This window comes from Ruegeria sp. THAF33, assembly GCF_009363615.1.
Lineage (GTDB): Bacteria > Pseudomonadota > Alphaproteobacteria > Rhodobacterales > Rhodobacteraceae > Ruegeria.
Window position 1 is genome coordinate 373095 of record NZ_CP045385.1, and the last position, 23066, is coordinate 396160.

16 protein-coding genes and 1 tRNA gene are annotated in these 23066 nt (G+C 57.5%); 7 read left to right on the forward strand and 10 right to left on the reverse strand.

Annotated features, from left to right (window positions below):
* Positions 1–155 precede the first annotated feature (155 nt).
* From FIU92_RS18930 to FIU92_RS18965, 8 genes are all read right to left on the reverse strand, one after another.
* Positions 156–2342 carry a serine/threonine-protein kinase gene (locus FIU92_RS18930; RefSeq protein ID WP_152460274.1) on the reverse strand — a complete coding sequence of 729 codons (2187 nt, stop codon included), beginning with the start codon at positions 2340–2342 and terminating at the stop codon, positions 156–158.
* A 341-nt stretch (positions 2343–2683) separates the two neighbouring features.
* Complete coding sequence (locus FIU92_RS18935) at positions 2684–3970, reverse strand: dynamin family protein (protein ID WP_152460275.1); 1287 nt, start codon at positions 3968–3970, stop codon at positions 2684–2686.
* Positions 3967–6009 carry a dynamin family protein gene (locus FIU92_RS18940; RefSeq protein WP_152460276.1) on the reverse strand — a complete coding sequence of 681 codons (2043 nt, stop codon included), beginning with the start codon at positions 6007–6009 and terminating at the stop codon, positions 3967–3969. The genes FIU92_RS18935 and FIU92_RS18940 overlap by 4 nt, the downstream gene beginning before the upstream one ends.
* Before the next feature lie 68 nt (positions 6010–6077).
* Positions 6078–6950: a hypothetical protein gene (locus FIU92_RS18945; RefSeq protein ID WP_152460277.1), complete on the reverse strand. Its 873-nt coding sequence runs from the start codon at positions 6948–6950 to the stop codon at positions 6078–6080.
* A 23-nt stretch (positions 6951–6973) separates the two neighbouring features.
* Complete coding sequence (locus FIU92_RS18950) at positions 6974–7375, reverse strand: hypothetical protein (RefSeq protein WP_152460278.1); 402 nt, start codon at positions 7373–7375, stop codon at positions 6974–6976.
* Between the two features lie 52 nt (positions 7376–7427).
* Entirely contained in the window at positions 7428–9179 is a 1752-nt protein-coding gene (locus FIU92_RS18955; protein WP_152460279.1) for a dynamin family protein, read from the reverse strand.
* An 8-nt stretch (positions 9180–9187) separates the two neighbouring features.
* The gene (locus FIU92_RS18960; protein ID WP_152460280.1) at positions 9188–11200 is read right to left on the reverse strand and encodes a dynamin family protein; all 2013 of its coding nucleotides are present in this window, start codon (positions 11198–11200) and stop codon (positions 9188–9190) included.
* A gap of 2 nt (positions 11201–11202) precedes the next feature.
* Entirely contained in the window at positions 11203–11796 is a 594-nt protein-coding gene (locus FIU92_RS18965) for a hypothetical protein (protein WP_253283537.1), read from the reverse strand.
* 662 nt (positions 11797–12458) lie between these two features.
* On the opposite strand from FIU92_RS18965, the gene FIU92_RS18970 reads away from it, so the two are divergent.
* Positions 12459–12543 (forward strand) — tRNA-Leu (locus tag FIU92_RS18970).
* A 454-nt stretch (positions 12544–12997) separates the two neighbouring features.
* Here the strand turns inward: FIU92_RS18970 and FIU92_RS18975 are convergent.
* On the reverse strand, positions 12998–14176 hold the full coding sequence (locus FIU92_RS18975) for an acyl-CoA dehydrogenase family protein (RefSeq protein ID WP_152460281.1): 1179 nt from the start codon (positions 14174–14176) through the stop codon (positions 12998–13000).
* 194 nt (positions 14177–14370) lie between these two features.
* Positions 14371–15390, reverse strand: coding sequence for an AraC family transcriptional regulator (locus tag FIU92_RS18980; RefSeq protein WP_152460632.1), 1020 nt, complete (start codon positions 15388–15390; stop codon positions 14371–14373).
* Positions 15391–15788: 398 nt separating this feature from the next.
* Here FIU92_RS18980 and FIU92_RS18985 point away from each other — a divergent pair, with 398 nt between their 5' ends.
* Genes FIU92_RS18985 through FIU92_RS19010 form a run of 6 tightly spaced genes read left to right on the forward strand, consistent with a single transcriptional unit; the run spans position 15789 to position 22976 of the window.
* Positions 15789–17102, forward strand: a complete 1314-nt coding sequence (locus FIU92_RS18985) for an amidohydrolase family protein (RefSeq protein WP_152460282.1) — start codon at positions 15789–15791, stop codon at positions 17100–17102.
* Positions 17103–17129: 27 nt separating this feature from the next.
* Positions 17130–18113: a BMP family protein gene (locus FIU92_RS18990; protein ID WP_152460283.1), complete on the forward strand. Its 984-nt coding sequence runs from the start codon at positions 17130–17132 to the stop codon at positions 18111–18113.
* A 16-nt stretch (positions 18114–18129) separates the two neighbouring features.
* A complete protein-coding gene (locus FIU92_RS18995; protein WP_172978540.1) occupies positions 18130–19488 on the forward strand; it encodes an amidase in 1359 nt (452 codons plus the stop codon).
* Positions 19485–21005, forward strand: coding sequence for an ABC transporter ATP-binding protein (locus FIU92_RS19000; RefSeq protein ID WP_152460285.1), 1521 nt, complete (start codon positions 19485–19487; stop codon positions 21003–21005). Before FIU92_RS18995 ends, FIU92_RS19000 begins: the two co-directional genes overlap by 4 nt.
* Positions 20995–22038: an ABC transporter permease gene (locus tag FIU92_RS19005; RefSeq protein WP_152460286.1), complete on the forward strand. Its 1044-nt coding sequence runs from the start codon at positions 20995–20997 to the stop codon at positions 22036–22038. Before FIU92_RS19000 ends, FIU92_RS19005 begins: the two co-directional genes overlap by 11 nt.
* Positions 22035–22976, forward strand: a complete 942-nt coding sequence (locus FIU92_RS19010) for an ABC transporter permease (protein ID WP_152460287.1) — start codon at positions 22035–22037, stop codon at positions 22974–22976. The genes FIU92_RS19005 and FIU92_RS19010 overlap by 4 nt, the downstream gene beginning before the upstream one ends.
* The last annotated feature ends 90 nt before the right edge of the window (positions 22977–23066 follow it).

The following is a 23066-nucleotide window of genomic DNA, read 5'->3' on the forward strand; positions in this document are numbered from 1 at the left end:
GCTGCTACTGTTCCCTGCACGTCAGCGCAGAGCCACTCAATGGATACCCATGGGAACTGGTACATTCTGCGGCGGGCCGGTTCCCGCCAGGGTGGCAAAACTTGATACCACCCTCAGCAAACACACACTGGCAGATCACTTTTGAACCGGTCAGATTACTCCTGTGCAAGCTGCATGATTGCGGCCGTCTCGGCCCCATTGCGCAACACTGTCAGATTTGCCTCGGGCTGCTCGCTTGAAACGAGTGCGGCCAGCATCTCATCAAGGCTTTCCGAGCCGTCAAATGTGATGCCGGAATGGCTTTCATTCAGCAGGACATCGTCTTTTTGCAGGCTTCCTGCCGCGTCAGCCGGAACTGCGTTCACCGTGGTTTGCCATCCGCTATTGCCTTCGGCGCTAACGGTAAAGGTGTAACCATTTTCCAATCCAACGGATCGTATGGCGGGAAGGGCCAACAGACCATTTTGCGCCCGGGTCTGACCCAGCGGGCGATAGCGGGCAGCAACCCTTGTGTACCCATCGGCGTCAACCTTCAGGTTATCCAGAACCTGCGCCGCAAAAGGAACATCCTGACGGACTGGGCTGCCATTCAGGGTATAGATGACAGCGCCACGCTGTACCCAATCGCCGATCACGCTCATGTCCTGATTGGCGTCCACCCCCGTAACTGCAATGGTGGCTCCGGTCGAGCCGCGGCGGCGGGATGTCTGGAAGGGGATATCGACATCCCAATGCGCAAACGCCACCTGCTGTTCCGCCGGAACTCCGGCGTTGGCAATTGCATCAGTCGCAGGTGTCTCGATCTCAGACACTGCTGCAATATCAGTCGCTTCTTCCGACTGTGCCGGAACTTCGGAACGTTCAGTGTCTGCGGAGGCTGTTTCTGTGGCAGCTGGCTCCGCAGGTACTGATTGTGCCTGCTCGACAGGCTCTTCCGGTTTGGGTTCGGGTGCAATGGCCACTTCGGGTTCGGGATCGGTGGCCTCTGTGACAGAAGGCTCTGTAACGGGCGCCTCTGTCTCAGCGGATTGTATGTCTGCCGTGGGCTGCGCGACAGGTGTTTCTGCCTGGTCTTCCGCCTTGTCGCCGGACATCACAAAGAAACCACCCGTGGCCAAAGCAACTGCAACAACAGCCGCGCCTGCAATCAGCTTGCCGCTGCCGCCGGACCCGCTCTGAACCACTGTATCGACAGCGACCGGGGTTTCCTCTTTCTTAGAGATTTTGGTAAGATCGACATCTTTTTTGTCTTCGTTGCCAAGAACGATGTCCGAGTTTCCGGCCAGCAGGGCCGTAACTACGGCTTCGGCGTTCTCGCTTTCGGCCTTGATCCGGGCCTTTTCTTCCTCTTTGTCTTTGCGATCCATGCCCACAATCACGGACACGGGCCGATAGGCGAATGTGTCGAACATGACACCGGGGCCGCGGAACATGCGCAACCAATCCAATGCAGATTGAAGACGATCCGTGGCGTGAACTTCCATCGCCTTGTCAATCGCCTCAAGGAACCCGTCTGGGTATCCTTCGAAACGACCGGTCAATGGCGTGTAGGGGTCATCCTGCCCGTTGTTGAACGCGTTCAGGCGGCTCTGGCCGTCGATGGGGCGTTCACCGCTGATCGCGTGATAAAGCGTGGCAGCCAGAACATATAGGTCGCTGCTGGGCCCTTGATCCGCGCCCCGGACATAGAATTCGTGCGGAGAGTATCCATCCTTGATCACGCGCAGGGTCAGCAATGCTGCCGATTTGTTCGCCGCTTGCTCACGTGCGGCGCCAAAATCGATCAGGACGGGGTCTCCGTTTTCATCAATCAGAATGTTGTCCGGCGAAATGTCCCGATGCAACATGCCGCTCTGGTGAATGAAAGACACCGCGGACAGCATTTTTTCGGTGACCTGAACGATGAAATCAGGGCCGCCGTCATTTTCCGGGTTTTCCACGTAATCCAGCAGGTCGCACCCACGGATGAGGTCCATTGCGATATATGCGGTGTCATTGTCTTCGAACACCTGATGCACATCTACGATATTGGGATGTACCAGACGCGCATGATTGCGCGCCTCCTGAATAAAGAGGTCAATGATCGAGCGCAGGTCGTCCTTGAAGGATGGATCGTTTGGTTCGACCAGATCACCGTTGCGGCGGCACAGCGCTCCGGGGAAACACTCTTTGATCACGACGTCGCGCTCCAGGCTGTCGCGCGCCAGGTAAGTGATCCCAAATCCGCCGTTGCTGAGATAGCGGAGGATTTCATACTGCCCGCGCAACAGCTTTGCGCCTGGCTGCAATCCTTCAATTTTCGGTTCGTCGTGCGTCGCGCCGACAGCCTGGTTGTGGCTCATTTCAATCCGCCCGTTCTATTCATTTTGCGGCTTAGAAAAACCGGGCCGACAGCCCACGAACTCACAACCAAAAACAACCGCAGGACACTTGAGAACGGTTAGACGTTTCAAATTTGACTTTATTGGGGCCGCCTGATGGCTTCACTATGGATCGTTTTTCGCATGATGGCTTATGTTGTGCCTAGCGGTGCCTATGAGGCAATATATAGACAATGAATATGGGCTGATTGAAAACTTAAACCCGAAATCAAGCGTGTTGGTCCACGAATTCGAAACAATAAAGGGCCGATTCCTCGGCCCTTCGAATCGCTGCAATGCAGCTCAATCTTGACGGGAAAGCGTCAGGTTCCGGTTTTCGGTTGCGCCGCTGCGACCGTGCTTCCAGCCCAGGCAAGGTTGTCGCCCAGCTGCGCCAGAATGCTGATTGCGTCCTTCAATGGTGCGTCCCCGCTTTCGAATTGCAGCAACAAAAGCAAATCTGTCGCCTTTTCAAATTCTGCGGGAATCCAATCAGCTTTGGGGTCGATTTCGCCACCTTGTTCCAGCCGCTCCGCAAAATCTTCGACGATCTCCTGACAGCTGTTCAGAAACGCGGCCGGTTCGATGTCAGAGGTTTCACGTAGATCTTCATAGATGCTTGCTATTGCGGCCAGCCAGTCCTCGAGAATGGGATTGTTCAACGGGGGCAGGGCAGACCCAAGCGTTGACTGCATCGATGTGGTGTCATTCGAAACAGGCTCTGGCTCTGCGCCCTTCAGCGCCTCAAGATAGGGCAGGAAGTCCTGTTGCAAATCTTTCCGCGCAGCCTCGAGATCGCCACGGCGCCGGTCGGATGCCGCTTCCAGCACGTGTTCCGCAAGGTTCTGCCCGCCGCAGGTTTCCCAAAGCGCAAAGTCGGGCTCGGGCTCTTGCGCCATGGCACGCACGGCGACCGGCGTACCAATTGGGACAACGGCGCGGAACATTCCTTCTTTTTCCTTGTTCAGACGCGCAAGGACGCGGTCCAGGGCACCCTGCACAGGTGGCAGATCGGCATGTGTTACGGCAAGCAGGCTGTTGGCCCTCAGTTCGGGGGGTACCTGAGACCACAAGTGGCGCTCGGTCTCGCGCCAGGCATTGGTTCCATTTGTGCACCAGATGGCACAATCAACGAATTTCAGCAGATCCAAAGTCGGCTTGTAGGTATCATCCAGAGCACCCGAGCCCGGAAGATCAAACAGTGATATTTCCTTGAGGGCCGGAGTATTGATGCCGACCGATATGAAATCGGGCTCCTCCTCGGCCGCTTTTTCCAGCACTATGCCGGAATAGGTCTTCGGTTCCCTGTTCCACCAACCGACAGTCGTTTCGGGCGCATCCGCGTAGGCGACGATCACCAGCGGCAATTTCAGATGCTGCGGGCCAGTTGGCAGAATGTCCGCGCCAGCCAGCATGTTCGCCAGACTTGACTTGCCTGCGCCGAATTCCCCGGCGAAACCGATATTGACCGCGTTTGACAGACGTTCAGCGTGGGACAGAGCCCGCGCACGCATATCCTCCAACGCCTCGTCAGGCGTCAGGTTTTCAGTTGCGGTCAGGAAGCGCTCCAGTTGGCGTACTTCCTTTTCAGTTCCGGGAAATTCAATCATTCCGCAGCCTCTGCTTGTCTTTCATCCGCATCGGGTGTTCCAAAAACCGTCTCCAACTCGGCTGAAATGCGACGCGCTTTGTCGAATGCACCTTGCGCTTCCGCTTGGGCGTTCAGTTCTCCTGAGTTGGACCGGTGTTCAAGATGACCGGCCAGAAGGGCCATATAGTGGTCCAGAACCGTATTCAGCCGTTCCAACAGATCGTCGCGGGTCGTGTCGATCAGGTCATCCCCGATCAGTTCGAATTCCTGCACGATCAGCCGTTCTGCACGCGCCACAACGCTATTTCGCGAGATCAGACGCGACAACCAGTTTACACGCAATTCAACGGTAATGCCACGGGTCAGGGCGGTGGTGTCCGGCCGGAACCAACGCACAGCACTGGTGTTCATGCGATTGTCGACCGGTTCTTGCCATCCCGGCAATGCCCGCAAGGCGGCATTGCAATGCATGTCGATCGCGTAAAGCTCGCTGAGCATGCGCTGCCGAACAACTTGCGACGCCCCCTGTACCAGTTCACGCATACGCTCGCGCAATGGCGTAAAATTGAGCTCGGTCTCTCCGCCTTTTGCCAGCAAAGGCGACTGGCCGTCCGGCCCGCGCACAACGATAGCCACCGATTCCGAGACAGTGTCATCCATGACCCCGCGCAGATTCGACAGGACATCATCCATGTCACGCGTGATCTCCTGCGTTTTTTCAGCAATCAGTTTGCGCAGGTCGCCAAGTGTCTTGTCGCTTTCATCGGCGTTTCGAACATCCGAGCCGTCTTCATCTTGCAGCGCCCGCAAACGAACCTGAGAGCGCTCAAGCTCCCCGCGTGCGAAGCTGTCGAGATGTTGCCAGGCCATCCGCAACTGTTCGTTGATCGGTCCGTCCGTCAAAGCCTGAGTGACATGACGACGCAGATCGGGCAGGCCCGACGCGATCATTGCGGCAAAGCGCAGAACCGCTTCGCGGCTGATCGGTCCTGGGCCTTGTTTGATCTCGGCCACACCGTTGAGATATTGCTGCATCTGTTCCGGGTGGGCGCGCAGCCATGCCAGAACGTGGTCGTGGTTCACTCCGGTTTCATCACCGGTCAGAGCATAATGCGCCCATTGCGCACTGCCCATCAGGACATCAATGTTCGAGTTGCCGAGCGCCTTTTCCAACCCGTCCAGTACATCCAGACGAACCTTGGCCGCGTCTTCGGCGCCGCCGCCCAATTCGTCCACACGGTTGATGAAGACGACGATCTGCCCAAGTTCCAGCGCTTGCATCAACCGGAACAATTTCAGATCCGCGCGCGACAATGCCTGATGCGCGGACAGAACCACCACAAAGAAATCGGATTCCTTCAGATACTGTCGTGAAATTTCTTCGCGGATCAGCAGGGGGTCATTCACGCCGGGCGTGTCGGTGACCGTCAGCGGAAACGGAAAATGGCCCAGGTCAAAATAGACCTCGGCCTTGCGGGTGATGTCGCTGTAAAGCCCGCGATCACTGCCCGGATCCAAAGCCCCGTCTTCGGACGGATCATCCCCGGCACAGACATATCTGGCGAGGTCATCCGACGTCAGTTCGTCCAGATCGTGCTGTTGCCCCAGCAGTTGTTCATAGCTGTCACCCAGACGTCGACGCGCCCGGACCTTCATGGCCTCGACCTGTTCTTCGATCATCTCGCGCTTATAGCTGTCCTCGTCATCGGGAAACATGTTGCGCAGTTCTTCACCTTCGGCGATCAGCGATTGCCATTGGTAATTGTCGAAGAAATGGAATTCGGCACCTTGGGTCCTGCCGGACGGGTGCCCGAAATGCATATCGGTGATAACAGTTGTCCAGGGGTTTACATCCGAAGGCAAATACTCGGCCTGACCGGTGAAGCCGTTGATCAGACGCGATTTTCCAGCCTTGATTTGCCCGACAAACGCAATTGACGGTTTCAGATTGCTAAGATCACCAATGATGCGCGAAATGAACTGGCGCGTTTCATCATTGGTTGCCCCGTTCATTTCTTCTGCTATGCGAATAAGTTCGCGGCGATGTGTTTCACTCATTACTCATTACCCTGGTTACAATAAAAAACAGATTGAAGTAGTCGAAAATTTGAATTCAACGGAGGCAATCATTTTTCGGCCTCCTGCAAAGAGGTCCACAGGTTGACGACCGCCCCCAGTTTGCGGGCTTCGTGGATGGCGACCGCGATCTGACCACCGTCACTCAAAACGGCCAGACCGGCCCCTTTCCCGCCCGATGGCCGCATGACAATCAACTGCGGGTCTTCACTCTCATGCTGAGAGTCGCCATCCCAGTTGGCAAGATCAGCCACAAAACGGGCCAGCGTGTCCTGGTCGGGATGCATCGGCTCAGATGGCTTGCAAACACCTTCCAAAAGAGGTGCGGCTTCGTCCGAACTGTCCACGAACACACGACCCGAGGCGAAGCGGCTCGACGCTTCAAAAAAACGTTGGGCAAGTGTTTCCGCTGCATCGGGTGTTGCCTCGGCGGGCAGAGAGTCATCAACAGGTTTCTCAGCACTCGGGACGACGGAAACAATTGGCTCGGACGGAAGTTCGATGGCGGCGCAGGCTTTCTCGATTTCGCTGAAGGTGATACCTACCTCATCCACTTCAAGCGCTGTGTCCGGTCTGCCCGACGTCAACTCAAGCGGGGCAGGCGAGGCCGAGATCTCCGACACCAATCCAGCCAGCTTCTCGATCAGTTCGGCGCGTGATTCCGTTTCAAAGTCCGGAACCTCACCTGACGGTACCTTGAAGACATCGGTGATCCGGGAGCTGTTCACCTCGATTGCCAGACAATCCCCGTTTGCGGCGGTGAATTCCAACCGGCGCGGCAATACTGTGCCACGGATTGCCCGCAATACCGCAGAACGGCGCGCGGCCGCTGTTTCTCCTGCGATCCTCACGGTCGGAGACAGCCGTGCGACCGAGGTCCGCCTGATATCTTCAAGCAGGTCGAGAATGTCCGTGTCCATCATGCCGTGACCCCCTCTGGTCCCGTTCAAACCGCAGCCGCAACCGGCCCCAGACTGAGATGTGATTTGGTAAGCGCCAGTCCGACATTCGCACTGTTGCGGCAGATATAGCAGACCACATGATCAGGATATTCCTTGGTCCGCAGAAAGATGTTTAGCCTGTCCTTGGAAAAAACGGCGACTTCCCCAAAGCCAGCGCTTTCTTCGTCTGCACTGCCAGCCTGACGCAAGAGCGCTTCAAAGGCTGCAACCCCGCGCCCCTGAAACAGATTGGCCACAGCCACCGCCAAAACATCCAACGAATCCGCGCAGTCGGGATCTGAAACAGAGCTGCCCAAAAGCATCCCTGTCTCCATGTCGATATACCCGGCTGCTATACAGTCGGGTATCGTTTCCATGGCGGAGTTCAGTGCGGTTTGAATAGACATCTAATCCATTGTTTTCATTTATGAGTTTCTCACTAGCTCGATTCGGATACCCTTACAACACATGCCATTCAGCGCCGCTATTTTCTTTGGCTTTCGGAATGGATCGAAGTGCCTCTTTGGTTTGCCTTTCGTTGTGTTCAATGGCGATCTGATCAAACTCGGCCAGAAAGGCCTTGAATACATTCTTCAGCCCTTCTGCATCTTGCGGCAGGTCTTCATTTCTCGAAACCTCCTGCCACATATCCGACGCGCTGAGAGGCGATCCGACCGCAACTTCGGGCAGGCCACTCAGCATGGCAACGCTTCTTTCAACTGCGTCAACCTGTTCGGTGGTGGCCGCTTCGATCAAACCGCTGGTTTCGGGTTCCGGCTCATACTCATCCGCAGTGTTGCCGGTTTGCGCGGCCATCAATGCCGTAATCGAGGATACAGAAACTTCTATGCCGCGATCTTCAGCCAAATCGGCCTGCTCGGATTCCTCTTCTTCGCCATCCGGCACGATCTGGGTCTCTTGCATCGAAGTGTTCAGCGAGGCAAGCACATCATCGGAATTGTCAACAGCCGCAAGAGGCGCGGGACTGATTTCAGCATCATCCAGAGCGCCCGTGTCGTCATCCAATGCGTCCTCCAGATCGGCGTCAACGGACAGCTCGAATTCGTCTTCGTCATCCTCAAGGCCCGCGACATTCGTCAATTCCAGCGGGTCGTTCGAGGTGTCCTTGAAAAAGGAACGCAGATCATCGCTTGTGTCGGGTTCAACGGGCAGCGGAACCGGCTCTGCCGTCATCTCTGCGCGCAGCCGTTCAGCCTCTTCCGCATCGATCCGAACCCGCTCGGCCTCATCCGAGCGCCGCTCGACCCGTGCAGGTCGTACCGGGAAGCTGGTTACAACTGTTTCGCCTACAGCGTTCGATTGCCCGGCGGCCTCCAATGGGTTCACCAACCTCAAGGGTGCGGCTTCGTCTCTGGCAGTCGGCTCGTTTGATGAACGGGCAGGGCGCAAAGGTTTGACTTTGGGTGCGTCGGCTTGGCTCTTGTCGATCTGGTATCGAGCCAACTGATCGGCGCGGTTGTCCATAATCTGTTCCGTGATCTCCAGGAAACTGTCGATCATCTTGCCTCCGCCGCTGCGCGACCACATCTCGGCATCACCTGTCTTGTCCCGGGCAGTGATTGCGTCGCGGGCCGAGAACAGAATGGACCGATTGAACAGGTGACCAGCTTCGCGGTTAACGCGACGCAGTACTTTTTGACGGTCTTTGAGGCTCAGGGCATCTGCCCGCGTCACCAAAAGCAAAGAGTTGTGTTGCAACCTCTCGGGTAGGGAAACCCATGTCGCGCGTTCGGTTTCGCGCCAGGCTTGTGTCGCGTGGGTACACCACAAAACGCCGTTTGCCTGACCCACCGCGCGTTGCCACACATCCGTCGAGATCTTGGGGTCCGAAATGCCGGGTGTGTCGATCAGGTCGACAGCCTCCAGAATATCGGCCTCAAGGAAGATGCGGATGAACTGTGCGTCATTGACGCCAACGGTTTCAAGCTGATCCAGCTCGATCAGTTCAGTGCTTCCGTCATGGCGTTTGATATAGGGCGCTTGATTGCCCCAGCTAAACCAGACCGGTGGCAACTGGGTTGCCGTCACCTGCGTCGGCAAGGTCTGCGTTCGCAGCAAAAAGTTCATCAACGTGGATTTACCGGCGCTGAACTCGCCCATCAGGGCGAAAACCGGTTTGCGACGGGACCACTGCTCGATGCGTTCCCATGCCTTCGGAGAAACAAAGCGTGTTTGTGTATCTTTTGCCATTTTTCTACTTATGCCGCTTCGTTGCTTAGATCTTTCAGTATGTCACCCAGAATCTCGTCCTTGGATTTCTGTGGCTGCAAGCCCGCCATCGCCGCCGCAGTCTGACCCGGGTTCTTGTCGGCAGAAGACGAGATGCTCAGCAGTGTCTCCTTCTGCTCGCGCAGGAAATCCGTCAGGATCGCGCGAACGTTTTCCAGAACCGCCGCGATCTGGTTTTCCTCGATATCCTTGGTGATCGAGTTTGCCTCGGACGCGATCAGCCGCGTGTAATCCGCCGCATATGCCTCAAACCCCTTTCGGCGTTGCCACCAACGTCGCCACCAAGTGCTTTGCAAGTCCAGTGCGATCGTCCGGCCGATGCCGAGAGGCGGCGGAACACGGGGAACAATGGGCGCTTCGATGCTGAATTCGCCCAGATGGTTGCCGAGTATCTTATGATAAAGCGCTTCGACGTCCGCAGCAGCGGTTGCGTACAACGCCCCTGCATCCTTTCGCATGGCGCGGGCGAAACTGAAATAGGCAGCCTTTTGCAACGTCCGCAAACCCGCGGGATCGTATTGCCACGTGCCTTGTTCGCCATTTTTTTCAAGATGCGCGATCAGAGAGTCCGTTGCGCGTTTGACGAAATTGTCCTCGGCTGACTTCAGACGCTCCAACACTTTGTCGCGCAGCGCATTTGTCAACTCGGCGGCTTTCTTTTCGTATTCGGCTGACACCGTGTTTATCGCCTCTTCGGGCGACACGCCGTCAAGATCCCGTGCAACGCCTTCGCCTTCGGACAGATTCTTGGCAACCGCAGTCGCGCGGATCTGACTGGCAATGTTACGCGCCCGATGGCGGACGCGGTCCATCAGGCGCGCTCCGGCACCGTCTGCAATGCGCTCATTCATGGCCAGCAGCAGATCGGGCAGACCGGACAGCGCCCAGATTTTGTCGAGCGAGGCCGCCTGATCACCGAAACCGGCGGCCAGGTAGAACGTATTCAAGGCCTGGCGCGACTCTTCTGTCAGAATATCCGGGTTCCCGGTCAACGCCGCTTCGGCCCACAGTGCGCTGCCAAAAACGACGCTGGTATTTGTGTCGATATTGTTCTGTTTCAGCGTGTCCTGAATGCGGTCACGGATCTCTGGAACCTGGTTCACAGGATCGGACAGCTCGTCGATCCGGTTGACGAACAGGATGATCTGCCGGTTCTCGAACTGCGCGATAATGCGCATCAGGGCCATGTCCATTGTCGTCAGGGCCTGGCTTGCCGCCAACACCACAACGCAGACTTCGGATCCGCGTAGGCTGCGCAGAGTGATTTGTTCACGCACCATGAACGTATCGTTCACACCCGGCGTGTCGCACAGTTTCAGCGCGATGGGGTATTGCGGAATGTCCATATACAGCTCGGCTGATTTGGTAACATCAGCAAACCGGCCCGTTTTGGGGTCAATATCGGGATCGTCTTCATCGCCCAGGCAAACATAACGCTGAATCAGTTCCTCATCGAAATGATCATACTGATGGCTTTGACCTAGGATCAGGTCGAAATGTTTGCCAAGACGTTCCTCTGACTTGGCCTTCATCTCACCGATCTGGCGGCGGATGTCTTCCATCTCGTCATCAGCGCCGGCGCGATTGGCCAATTCGCCAAGACGACCGCCACCGACCATCAGGTTGTCCCATTCTTCCTGCTCGAAAAACGTGAACTTGGCCTTTGTATCACCGGGTGGGCGCGTGTTGATGTTCAGGGTCGTAACCACCGACGTCCACGGGTTGACGTCTGACGGAAGCAGGCCGGGGTGCCCGGCAAGAATATTGACGATCGAGGATTTTCCGGCCTTGACCTGGCCCACCATCGTGACGCTGGCGGTAAAGTTCTCCATCCGGGTCTTGAGCGTCGCCAGCCGTGCCGAGGAGCGCGCATCAGCCACCTCAGTCAGTTGATCAATCTGAGCCGTCAGTGAAGCCATGGTTGCCGTCATCGGTGCCAGTGCTTCGTTGCCCACAGACAAAAGGTGATCGTTGCGCGCCATACTTAACCTCCGGTTCCCGTTGCAGCAATTTGCGGTTCGTGCGCAACACGCCCCGCCGGAACGCTTGTCAGAGTGTCTATCCGCGCGATCAGGTCCAATGCATTGCCTAATATTTCGGCCTCGGCCCGAGGTGAAATGGTTTCGTACGACTTGGAATCGGCCAGAACTTCGATCGAGCTGAAGCGGTCGCCGTTCTCGAGGCAAGCAACGCGGCGCCCGGTTGGGAAACCTTCGGATTTTGCAGCTGGCAGCGGCATGCGTGCGTTCGCAAGCAGGTAATGTTCACCGGAATGCGTTCGAAGGGAAATACCAAAGCCTGTGGTCGGGTGGTCGCGATTCAGAGTCTTGAGCTCACCAAGGAAACTCTCACGAGCGAAGAAGACAGCTTCTTGCTCGGCGGCAGCGGAGGGATTCAAATCGGTCACAGCAGAAAGCCTTGTATTGGAGTTGAGCAAAAAAACTCGTACAGGCGCCAAAGTGGCAAAAAGACTCATTAACTCCTGATAAACAACAAGTACCTTCAAGGCGGTGTTATTTTGGCGCGAATAAGATTTTTTAGCGGTTGAATTGTGGCGGCAATGTGGTCGATCTCTCATAAGAATGCCTCAACCGATGCGAGTATTTCGATGCGGCAGATCGGACCTTGAAACGTCAGACAAGCTTGTATGCAGGCATAGTAGGCGCAGCCAAATGAGGCAAAGGCGACGTCTTCACAGGTGCATTCGAGTGATTTGGAGGTCGAAAATCTTTTAGCTTCATACTTCTGAATAAAAACAAATATTTATGTTTTGTTGCTTTACTGAAAACACCGGATTTGCAGGATGAAGCTATGTGCCTTGGCAGATCCAGCAACGCAGTCTGCGACCGTTTTCGGGATCAGACTGCACCAACTCTGGTCCGTTGTGCCTTGATTCTCCACCAAGTTTGGCGCCACAAGTTCCGACCTGTAGTTCTGGCGTCTATTCAACGTTAGCGCGTTTTTGAACGGCTTGATTGTACCAGGCGTCAACATGTGAACCAAAAGCCGTAAAGCAGCTTCATATAGGTACTCTCAAACCGGTTGCAGGTAGGGTTTCAGATGCCTCTGGTTTCGCAGCCGTTGCGTTGCTTGCGGTATCAACCAGGCCGAAAACAGGTTGCAGTTTTTAACCAGGCAGCCCTGCAAGTCACAAACTTTGTATTCCTCGAATTTTCCCTCTCGCACTCCGATGCAAGCTTTGTTATTGACCGCTTCAATCCAGCGCTAACGCGCTTGGTTGCGGGTGTGGCGAAATTGGTAGACGCACCAGATTTAGGTTCTGGCGCCGCAAGGCGTGGGGGTTCAAGTCCCTCCACCCGCACCAAATGAATTTACCATAATCATCATTATGCGTACTGTGAATGCGCCCGTCTTCAGAGATTGTGGACACCTTCAAGCCCTTCGTTTTCCAAACATATCAGTGGACCCAATTGACTGGGGGACTGCAATGCCCAATGGAGCATACCTGCTTTGGCAGATCTCGGGTTCGTCAGATTGCAATGTTCCGCAGCCGCGATTGGCTTGTTTGGGGTTTGATTGAGTGGTCGGGATTATTGATGTTCTCGCCCCCGTGCCCCTGCCCTTCGCTGGTCACCGTCCCACATGTCAGTGACGTCAGAAAGCAAAGCTTCATACGCTTTGCGCGACCTTGTTCATGGCGAGTTAGCACCACGGTCAACCATTCAGGCAACCGGCCGCAATAATGCGGCCGGCCTTTTGATCTTGCTGATGTCTGCGCAGAATCTCAAATTGGCGCCGATCAAACCGGTGCGGGACATTCAGCCGGTCTCGCCAAAACCTTTCGGTACCGGCAGATCAGGCAGAGTTGCCGCACGTTTTTGCAAGGCCCGCCCGATGACCATACGGCTGATTTCCGTCGTCCCGTCCACGATCCGCAGCATTTGCGCAAGGCGGGACAAGCGATCCAGGCCGTAGGGTTGCAACAACCCCGCACCTCCCAGAACCTGCGTACAGGTGTTTGCAGCTTTCACGGCGGCATCAGGCACAAACCTTTTCGCATGGGCAGCCATCAATGGACCTTCGGGCGTGCCAAGGGCTTCTGCTGCCTTTCGGTAGAGAAGCTTTGAGGCTTCAAGGTCGGTTGCAACCTCGCCCAGCATCCACTGAATCCCGTCCAGATCAAGGTTCCTGCCGCCAAACATCTTGCGGTTCTTGGAATAGGACAACGCCGTATCCAGCGCGGATTGCATCAATCCACAACATCCTGAGGCAATCGAAACACGGGCAATGTCGATGGCCATGAGCGCGCCCTGAAGACCCTGACCAATGGGCAGGATGATGTTGGTTTCATCGACCACGACCTTGTCCATGTACATTTCGGCCAAGGGCAGGAAGTTGTAGGATGGGGTATCATAAAGCGGCCCAAAGCTGAGGCCCGGTGCGTCGGCGGGAATGGCGATCATCGCCATGTCCTTGTGGCCGGGTGCGTCGCTGGTCTTGACCACAGTGAAATAGATATCCGCCTCGGTCGCCAGGCTGACCCATGCCTTCGCGCCGCTGATCGTCCATGTGCCGTCGCCATTGAGAACGGCGCGCGAATACATGTTTGTTGCGTCCGATCCGGATTGTGGTTCGGTCAGTGCAAAGTTCGCCAGCTTGCGTCCAGATGTCAGGTCCCGCGCCCACTTTTCCTTGAAGGCATCCGTGCCATAGCCGCAGCCCGCAAAGGTACAGATGTTGTGCATCGACAGCGCAAAGGCATATGCGCCATCGCCCCGTCCCAGTTGTTCATAAACCTGTATGCCTTCTGCCAGCGGCAAGGCCTGCCCGCCAAACTCTTCGGGGGCGTAGAGCCCCGTCAGACCAGCGGCCCCGGCCTTGTCCGAAGCATCGCGCGGCCACTTCTTCGCGGCGTTCCAGGCATCCACATTGGGCAGGATCACCTGCTCGGCGTGGTCGCGTGCGGCTTGGAGTATGGTGTCGAGTTTGTCTGACATTGGTGGATCCTTTCACGACGGTCATTCTCAGATGGCGCCACAACCGGGAAGCCATGGATGAGCGGGATGATAATTTTTTGAGGGCAAAACTTCCGATAAGAACGTTTTTCTACAGCAAGATATGGCGATCCTGCCCGCTGGGGACCATCTCGTGCAATGACATATCATTGTCCAAAAGTGACAAATCAGGCGCCCTACATTTGCACCCTGCGGTATGAGCTCGGCGTGCTTCCGGTCCAGCGCTGAAAGGCCCGGTGGAAATTGGCCGCCGACGAAAATCCGACATCATGTGCGATGGCTTCAACGCTTTTACGCCCCGCCTGAAGATCACGGATAGCGATATCACGCCGCAGGGCATCCTTGATGGCCTGAAACGATGTACCATCCGCATGCAGCCTGCGGATCAGGGTGCGGGGGGTCATGTGCATCGCGGATGCCGTCTGGGTCAGGGTTGCCGCGTCCCATCCCGATTGGAACAGATAGGTGCGCACCCGCAGCGATTGGGTGTGCTCTCGCGAACTGGTGAAGATCCAGTCTCGGGGTGCGTTGTGCAAAAACCTGTCAAGGTCATTTGTGCTGCGCGCCTGCACTGGACCCAGCGCATTCGGATCGAACGAAATCGCGGTGGCACCTTGGCCGAACCGCAGCGGTGCTGGAAAGATGACCGCGTAATCCTGATCAAAGTCGGGGCGCTCAAACACGAAATCGACAGCCTTGACCGGAACTTCGTGCCCCGCCAGCCAAGACATGAGCCCGTGGGCAAGTTTGAGTATCAGCATGTGCCCGAACCGCTGAACCTGGGCCGCGCCCCGTGGCTTCAGCGTAAGCACCAACATGTTGTCGGCGTCATCCAGAGCAAACTGGTAGTCATCCAGCAACAAGTTCCAGAAGGTCGAAAAGCGGTAAAGTGCCGATGAAAGAGACGTGGCTTCCCGGACTGTCGTCAAAAGATGTTGCAGAGCTCTCGGCCGGATCGGGCGGCTCCAAAGCCCCATCATCTCATCACCGGTCTCAACTGCGGCAAGTTGATAGAGGCATACGATCTGATCCAACGTGACGCGACCATGTGGGTGACGCGTATCTGCGACCAAACCCGACCGGCCGAGAAGCGACGCCATCTGCGCCTCGGGGCATAGCGTACGCAATGCCGTCAGCCAGTCATCGATAAACTGGCTGGAAACCGTGGAAAGGATCGTTGGCGCGACATTGGTCATGACGTGCAAGGAGGTATCACCAAATCCGGTCGAGATGAAACACGGCACTTTCAGATGGCGGATTGTCAATGTCTTCACCACACAACGCTCTGGTTGAACTTATTTCAGTGGGCTGTCGCCTCTGTTCGCCGCACCGGTCATCGAATATCGCTGTGCGTCGGCGGGCCAGAGCTTTTGTTTACGTCAGCAAGCAATCTTGCGGATGAACTGGGCGCTCTTTTGGCTCGGGGCGTTCATTGCCCCAAATCCCGGGTTGTAGACGGCCAAAATTTAATCAGTCGGGCTTTGATAATGAGCAGTTGAGAGGCTGGCACAGGCGCCAATTCCAGAACACCGTAAAAATAAATAGCAATTTTTTTGAATACTTTTACCATGTGGTCAAATTAGGGGGCGGATGAATGTTTGACATCATCATCAGAAGGGCCAGCTTGCCGGATGGCCGCGAACCGGTGGATATTGCGATCAAGGGCGACCGTGTTGCGGAGATTACCGCTGACATCATGGGGGAGGCGCGCGAAGAAATTGATGCAACGGGCCGCCTGGTTTCACCTCCGTTCGTCGACCCGCACTTCCATATGGACGCCACCCTTAGCCTCGGGTCGCCACGTATGAATGTTTCGGGCACGCTTTTGGAGGGCATCGCGCTTTGGGGAGAACTGAAGCCCCTTCTGACGCCCGAAGCGGTAATTGAGCGGGCCATGCGATATTGCGATCTGGCCGTGTCGCAGGGATTGCTGGCCATCCGTTCGCATGTGGATGTTTCGTCAACTCCGTTGGTGGGCGTCGAAGCTTTGCTGGAAGTGCGCAAGCTGGTTGCCCCCTATATTGACCTGCAATTGGTGGCATTCCCGCAAGATGGACTGTACCGCGCGGAAAATGCAGAGAAAAATCTGATCCGGGCGCTCGATATGGGGGTCGATGTGGTGGGCGGCATCCCGCATTTTGAACGCACGATGTCGGAAGGCGCCCGATCGGTCACCAGGCTGGCCGAGATTGCCGCAGATCGCGACCTGATGCTGGACCTGCACTGTGATGAAAGCGACGATCCGATGTCGCGCCATGTGGAAACCCTCGCCTATGAGACCACGCGCCTCGGGCTCGGGGGTCGTGTGACTGCAAGCCACGTCACCGCGATGCATTCATACGACAATTACTATGCTTCGAAGCTTATTCCGCTGATCGCGGAAAGCGGCATGAACGTCGTACCGAACCCGCTTATCAATATCACTCTGCAAGGCCGCTCGGACACTTATCCGCGCCGCCGTGGCCTGACACGCGTACCAGAATTGCGTGCAGCAGGTGTAAACGTTTCCTTCGGGCAGGATTGCACCATGGATCCATGGTATTCTCTTGGGTCCGCCGACATGCTGGAAGTGGCCCATATGGGCGTGCATGCGGTGCCGATGACATCCCGCGAAGCGATGGAATGGGCTTTCACATCCGTTACCCAGAACGGTGCCAAGACCATGGGTCTGCCCGACCCGACAATTCGCAAAGGCGGCCCAGCCAACATGGTTGTGCTGCAAGCGCGTGACCCGATTGAAGCGGTCCGCATGAAAGCCACACGTCTTGCCGTCATCAAACACGGCAAGGTGCTGGCGCGCACCGAACCAAGACTGGCCGCGCTTTCCCTGCCCGGCCGCCCCTCGACCCTGGATCCCGCGGATTACGCGCCCAGGCCCAATATTCAGGAAGACCAAGAACAAAAATAATTGCCACCAACAGAAGAGGATACTCCGATGAAACTCACCACTACACGTCGTCAACTGATGGTCGGCGCCGCGGCCACGCTGGCCCTGCCGGCTTATATCCGCCGCGCCAATGCACAATCTGCGATCCGCGTCGCTGGCGTGCATATGTCTCCGGTCGAAAATGCATGGAACAGCCGGATCCACGTGGCGATGCAGGAAGCCGCCGAGGCTGGTCTGATCGAATATGAGTTTTCAGAGGGTGTCGCTCCGACCGACTATCCCCGTGCGATGCGCGAATACGCCGAAGGCGGCGCTCAAATCATTTGGGGCGAGTCTTACGCGGTGGAACGCGAAGCACGCGAAGTGGCGGGTGATTACCCCGATACCGCGTTTTTGATGGGGTCCTCCGGCGGACCGGAGGGCGACAATTTTGGTGTCTTCGGCACCCGCAACCACGAGGCGGCCTATCTGGCCGGAATGCTTGCCGGCCAAATGTCGGAAAGCAATGTATTTGGTTCCGTCGGCGGTTATCCGATCCCCGAGGTGAACCTCCTGATCAATGCTTTCCGGATGGGCGTCAGTGAAGTGAACCCTGACGCCACTTTCCTTAACGGTTTCATCGGAGCATGGTTTGATCCGGCTCGCGCGCAGGAAGCCGCGATTGCCCAGATCGACGCAGGCGCGGACATCCTGTTTGGTGAACGCATTGGCACCGCAGATGCCGCTCAGGCGCGCGGCGTGAAGGCCATCGGTTCACTGATAGATTATACACCGCGCTATCCCGGTACGGTCTTTGCCAACGCGATATGGAACTATGGGCCAACCATCAAAGCCATCGTGGCGGATGTTCAGGCCGGCAAACCCACTGGGCGCAACTATACCGAATATTCCTTCATGGCCCATGGCGGCAATGAGCTGATCTATGTCGCCGACGAAGTGCCTGCCGACGCCATCCCTGCGATGGAGGCCAAACAGGCCGCGATCCAATCCGGCGAATGGGACGTTCCGATCGACGAAAGCGAGCCCTCCTGATCCCGGGGGCTTTGACGTGACCGACGCCACGGCTCTTGCTGCTGCCGTTTCCGCGGGGCAGATCACTGCCACCGATGCGATGGAAGCAAGCCTTTCCGCCTGCCACGCGCAGGCGGATCTGGGCGCCGTGGTGTTTCTGGACGAAGATATGGCCCGCGCCGGCGCGAGGGCGGCAGATGCAGCGCCATCTGATCGACGCGGGCCCTTTCACGGGGTTCCGTTCCTGGTCAAAGACCTCGGCGGATCCGCCAAGGGACTGCCCGCTGCTGCCGGGTCTGCGGCAATCCGCGCGCAAGGGCGAAAATCCGAAACTGACAGCTGCCTGTTGCAGGATTTGCGCCAGACCGGCCTGATCCCTTTTGGCGTGTCGGCAACACCGCCATTCGGCCTTTCCCTGACATGCGAACCAGATGGCATGGCTGCGGCCCGCAATCCGTGGAATCCCGCGTTGACGCCCGGCGGCTCATCTGGCGGCGCCGCGGCTGCGGTTGCAGGCGGCATCGTCGCCATTGCTCATGCCACGGATGCGGCCGGATCTATCAGAGTCCCAGCCGCGTGCTGCGGCTTGACCGGGCTCAAGCCGTCTCGTGGTGCGGTGCCCGGAGGCCCTGATTTTGCCAATCACCTGATGGGGATAGCGTCAGAACTGGTTCTGGCGCGGTCCGTTCGCGATGTGGAAACCGCCTTTCAAGCCGTAGCCCAGCCCATGGCCCCGGTACATCCGGCGGACCGCCCCCGCATTGCATTGGCACTGCCCGAGCGTTGCGGAACTGACCAGTGCAAAGCCGCCAAGGATGCGGCTGACGCTCTGCGCGATGCAGGCTGCGAGGTGCATGACATTTGTACCCCGGACGAGATGGGGGCCGAGGCTCATGCAATTGCCCGCACGATACTGGCTGTTTCGCTGGCCGAGTGGCTCATTGCACTCAGGCTTTGTGATGACCAGGTTCCACCGCTTGCCGCCGCCATGGCTGCCGAGGGCCGTGCCACATCTGTCACCGCGCTTTTTGCGACCTCAAGACAGCTTGCGCGCCTGACATATCGTGCTCGCAAGATTTTCAGTTCTGTGGATGCTGTCCTGATGCCGGTCATATCGTCTGCGCCGCCCGTTATCGGCACTTTGGACCTTTCTGGCGCCTCCGCAGATGAACACATGGCGCGGCTAGAGGCCTTTGCCCCAAACGCAGCGCTTGCCAATGTCGCAGGCTTGCCGGCTTTGGCATTGCCTTTTGGCATGGCAAAAGGCCTGCCAATCGGTGTGCAACTGATGGGACCACCCGGCTCGGATGTTGGGCTGCTGAAACTCGGCGCTCTGATCGAGGCGCGTGCGCCCGAACTTACCTTTCCGTCTCCAATCGCAGGCCTGCCCACATGAACAAGGTTCTGGAACTTCACGGCATAACAAAGCGTTTTGGAACGCTTACCGCCAATGATGATGTGACCCTGTCATTGGCCCAGGGTGAAATCCTTGCATTGTTGGGTGAAAATGGCGCAGGCAAAACGACGCTGATGAACATCCTGTTCGGCCACTACGCAGCAGACGAAGGCTCTGTCAGGGTGTTTGGCAAAGCGTTGCCTCCGGGTCTGCCCCGCGCAGCGATCGAGGTAGGTGTGGGCATGGTACACCAGCACTTTACGCTTGCGGGCAACCTCACGGTTCTTGAAAACGTCATGCTTGGTTCAGAACCCCTTACACGCGCACGGTCCGCACGTGGCGAGGCGCGCGCAAAGTTGTTGCAGATCGCGGATCGGTTTGGTCTGCCCGTGAATCCCGACGACAGGATCAAGTCCCTTTCCGTGGGTGAACGTCAACGCGTCGAAATTCTGAAAGCGCTGTACCGAGACGCGCGCATACTGATCCTGGATGAACCCACGGCCGTTCTGGCCCGGCCCGAGGCAATGCGCCTGTTCGAGACGCTGCGCGACATGACGAAAGAGGGCCTGTCGCTTATCTTCATCAGTCACAAACTGCATGAGGTCATGGCGACCTCTGACCGTGTGGCCGTTCTTCGTGGCGGTAGGTTGGTCGCGGAACGCAGGACTTCGGAAACCACCCCCGGAGAGTTGGCGGAACTGATGGTTGGCCGCAAAGTGGAACGACCCGTTCGTCAAGACCACGAGATTGGCGCGCCGGTTCTGGTCGCAAACGATGTGCGCGTGAAAGAAGACGGTGAATTGCGGCTGGATGACGTATCATTCACCGTCCATGCAGGCGAGATCCTTGGTATCGTCGGCGTATCAGGCAATGGTCAGGCCTCGCTTGGCGGGCTGTTGTCTGGACTGATCCACCCTAACGCCGGGCAGTTGACACTGCTGAACAAGGATATCGGCCATCTGGGCCCGCGTGGCATGATCCAGGCTGGCGCCGGCAGGGTACCGGAAGACCGCCATGCAGAAGGTGTCGTGGGTGAATTGAGCCTGTGGGAAAATGCAGTTCTTGAACGTCTGCGCACACCGGAGTTTTCGCGCCGAGGCTTTGTCCGACAACGCGCCGCCCGAGAATACACCGCAGGGCTTATCGAACGGTTTGATATCCGAGGGGCCAGTCCCGACACGCGCACACGGCTGCTGTCTGGCGGCAACATGCAAAAATTGATCCTGGGGCGGGTCCTGACCAACGGACCGCGTTTCGTGCTCGCCAACCAGCCGACGCGGGGCCTTGATGAAGGGGCAATTGCCGCAGTCCATGCCGAGCTTCTGGCCGCACGGGCCGAGGGTGCTGCGATCCTGCTTATTTCAGAAGAACTTGAAGAAGCCGTAGCTCTTTCAGACCGAATACAGGCGATCGTTAAGGGTCGATTGTCGAAACCGATATCCGCTGATGAGGCTGACCCGCAACGCCTTGGCCTGATGATGGCAGGTGTCTGGAAGGAAGATGATGATGCGGCTTGAACGACGCACATATGTACCGCTGTACCTTGTGGTCATTGCGCCGCTGGCCGCGATCTTTACCGCGTTGTTATTGGCTGCGGGTTTAATCGCAGCGGCAGGTGTGAACCCATTGACTGCCTATGGTGAAATGCTGACCGGCGCCCTTGGGTCACGCCTTTCGATCACCGAGATGCTGACCCGCGCCACGCCGCTGATATTTACCGGGCTTGCCGCGGCCGTCGCCTTTCGGGCCCGTCTTTGGAACATCGGCGGCGAGGGGCAGTTCTTTGTCGGCGCACTGATTACCGCCTGGATCGGGCATTCTCTCGGGGTTCCCGGGTGGATCGGTATACCGATTTTGATGCTGGCGGGCATGGCGGCGGGTGCGGCCCTGTTGGCGGGCCCCGCTTATATGCGCCTGCGTTTCGGGGTGGATGAGGTGGTGACGACCCTGCTGCTCAACTTCATTGTGATCCTTTTCGTCGGCCTCATGATCGAGGGTCCGATGCGCGATCCGATGGCCTTTGGCTGGCCTTCCTCAGTGCCCGTGGGCGGAGAGTACCGCCTGCCGGATCTTATTCCCCGCACGCGCCTTCATATCGGGTTGCTTATTGCCATCGCGGCAGCAGGTGTTGTTTGGCTGATCCTGGCCCGCACGGTTTTTGGGGCTGAAACACGCGCCGCAGGCTTGAACGCCGGTGCCGCCGCCTTTGCCGGAATTTCCCTTCCCAAAACGATCATGGGTGTGGCCCTGCTTTCAGGCGCTTTGGCAGGTCTGGCAGGTTCCGTCGAAGTCATGGGCGTCACAGCCGGGGTCACCACGACCATGAGCCCCGGATTCGGCTATGCCGGCATCGTCGTCGCAATGCTGGCCGCATTGCATCCGGCGGGTGTGGTCGCCGCCGCGGTTTTCGTCGCCACCGTCTTTGTCGGGGCCGACGCCATGAGCCGCGCAACCGGCGTTCCCAGCTTCATTGCCGACGTGATCGTGGCGCTCTGCCTGCTCACCATGATCGTGGCCCTTCTTTTCACAACGTACCGGGTGCGCCGATGAGTGATGCAATTGATCTGCTGCTGAACACCAGCCTCTGGGCGTCCGTGCTGCGTATCGCAACGCCGCTTATTTTCGGAGTCCTCGGCGCGTTGCTGTGTGAACGTTCGGGGGTTCTCAATCTGGGGATCGAGGGGATCATGACCATGGGCGCGATGAGCGGTTGGCTTGCCGTCTACATGGGCGCGCCTTTGCTGGTTGGCCTGATGATCGCGGCACTTTGCGGCGCGATGTTGGGATTGCTGCACGCCATACTAACGGTCCCGCTTGGATTGTCGCAACATGTCTCGGGGCTTGGCATCACGCTGTTTGCATCCGCGCTGGCCTACTACCTTTACCGGTTGCTTGTCGAAGTGGGCGATCTGCCCCCGACGATAGAACCTTTCCAGCCACTCGATGTTCTGGGTGTTTCCGATATTCCCATTCTGGGTCCGATCCTGTTTTCCCAGGCTCTGCCGACCTATCTCGCGCTGTTTGCGGTGGCTGTGATGGCTTACGTTCTTGCCCGGACACCGCTGGGGCTGGCCATTCGCATGACTGGTGAAAACCCGCACGCGGTTGAGGCACAGGGGCTGAACCCCATTCGCATTCGCATTGGTGCAGTGGTTGTCGGATCAGCGTTGATGGCAGTGGGTGGCGCGTTCCTGACGACAACGGCGTTCAACAGTTTTTTCCCGGGCATGGTTCAAGGACGCGGCTGGATCTGCATCGCGCTGGTTGTGTTCGCAAGTTGGCGGCCTGGCAAGGCATTGATCGGTGCCGTGCTGTTTGCTTTTTTCGATGCATACCAGCTGCGGCTGCAAACGGCGATTGAAGGCGTGCCATATCAACTCTTCCTGATGGCGCCCTATGTGCTTTCCATCGTCGCGCTTGTTCTCGTGGCCCGCAGGGCCGAGGTGCCTGCCGCGCTGATGGCGCCCTATCGGCGCGGTGAACGCTAGGATCAGGGTTCACAACCAGTGGATGACTGGTCGTTGCAAGCGCGAAAGGGGCAGGACACACATGAGACATCGCTTATGGCGGTTTGCGGA

Coding starts and splice junctions, on each gene's coding strand:
- FIU92_RS18930 (WP_152460274.1), bottom strand. CDS start 2,342: ATGAGCCACAACCAGGCTGTCGGCGCGACGCACGACGAACCGAAAATT.
- FIU92_RS18935 (WP_152460275.1), bottom strand. CDS start 3,970: ATGATTGAATTTCCCGGAACTGAAAAGGAAGTACGCCAACTGGAGCGC.
- FIU92_RS18940 (WP_152460276.1), bottom strand. CDS start 6,009: ATGAGTGAAACACATCGCCGCGAACTTATTCGCATAGCAGAAGAAATG.
- FIU92_RS18945 (WP_152460277.1), bottom strand. CDS start 6,950: ATGATGGACACGGACATTCTCGACCTGCTTGAAGATATCAGGCGGACC.
- FIU92_RS18950 (WP_152460278.1), bottom strand. CDS start 7,375: ATGTCTATTCAAACCGCACTGAACTCCGCCATGGAAACGATACCCGAC.
- FIU92_RS18955 (WP_152460279.1), bottom strand. CDS start 9,179: ATGGCAAAAGATACACAAACACGCTTTGTTTCTCCGAAGGCATGGGAA.
- FIU92_RS18960 (WP_152460280.1), bottom strand. CDS start 11,200: ATGGCGCGCAACGATCACCTTTTGTCTGTGGGCAACGAAGCACTGGCA.
- FIU92_RS18965 (WP_253283537.1), bottom strand. CDS start 11,796: ATGAGAGATCGACCACATTGCCGCCACAATTCAACCGCTAAAAAATCT.
- FIU92_RS18975 (WP_152460281.1), bottom strand. CDS start 14,176: ATGTCAGACAAACTCGACACCATACTCCAAGCCGCACGCGACCACGCC.
- FIU92_RS18980 (WP_152460632.1), bottom strand. CDS start 15,390: ATGACCAATGTCGCGCCAACGATCCTTTCCACGGTTTCCAGCCAGTTT.
- FIU92_RS18985 (WP_152460282.1), top strand. CDS start 15,789: ATGTTTGACATCATCATCAGAAGGGCCAGCTTGCCGGATGGCCGCGAA.
- FIU92_RS18990 (WP_152460283.1), top strand. CDS start 17,130: ATGAAACTCACCACTACACGTCGTCAACTGATGGTCGGCGCCGCGGCC.
- FIU92_RS19000 (WP_152460285.1), top strand. CDS start 19,485: ATGAACAAGGTTCTGGAACTTCACGGCATAACAAAGCGTTTTGGAACG.
- FIU92_RS19005 (WP_152460286.1), top strand. CDS start 20,995: ATGCGGCTTGAACGACGCACATATGTACCGCTGTACCTTGTGGTCATT.
- FIU92_RS19010 (WP_152460287.1), top strand. CDS start 22,035: ATGAGTGATGCAATTGATCTGCTGCTGAACACCAGCCTCTGGGCGTCC.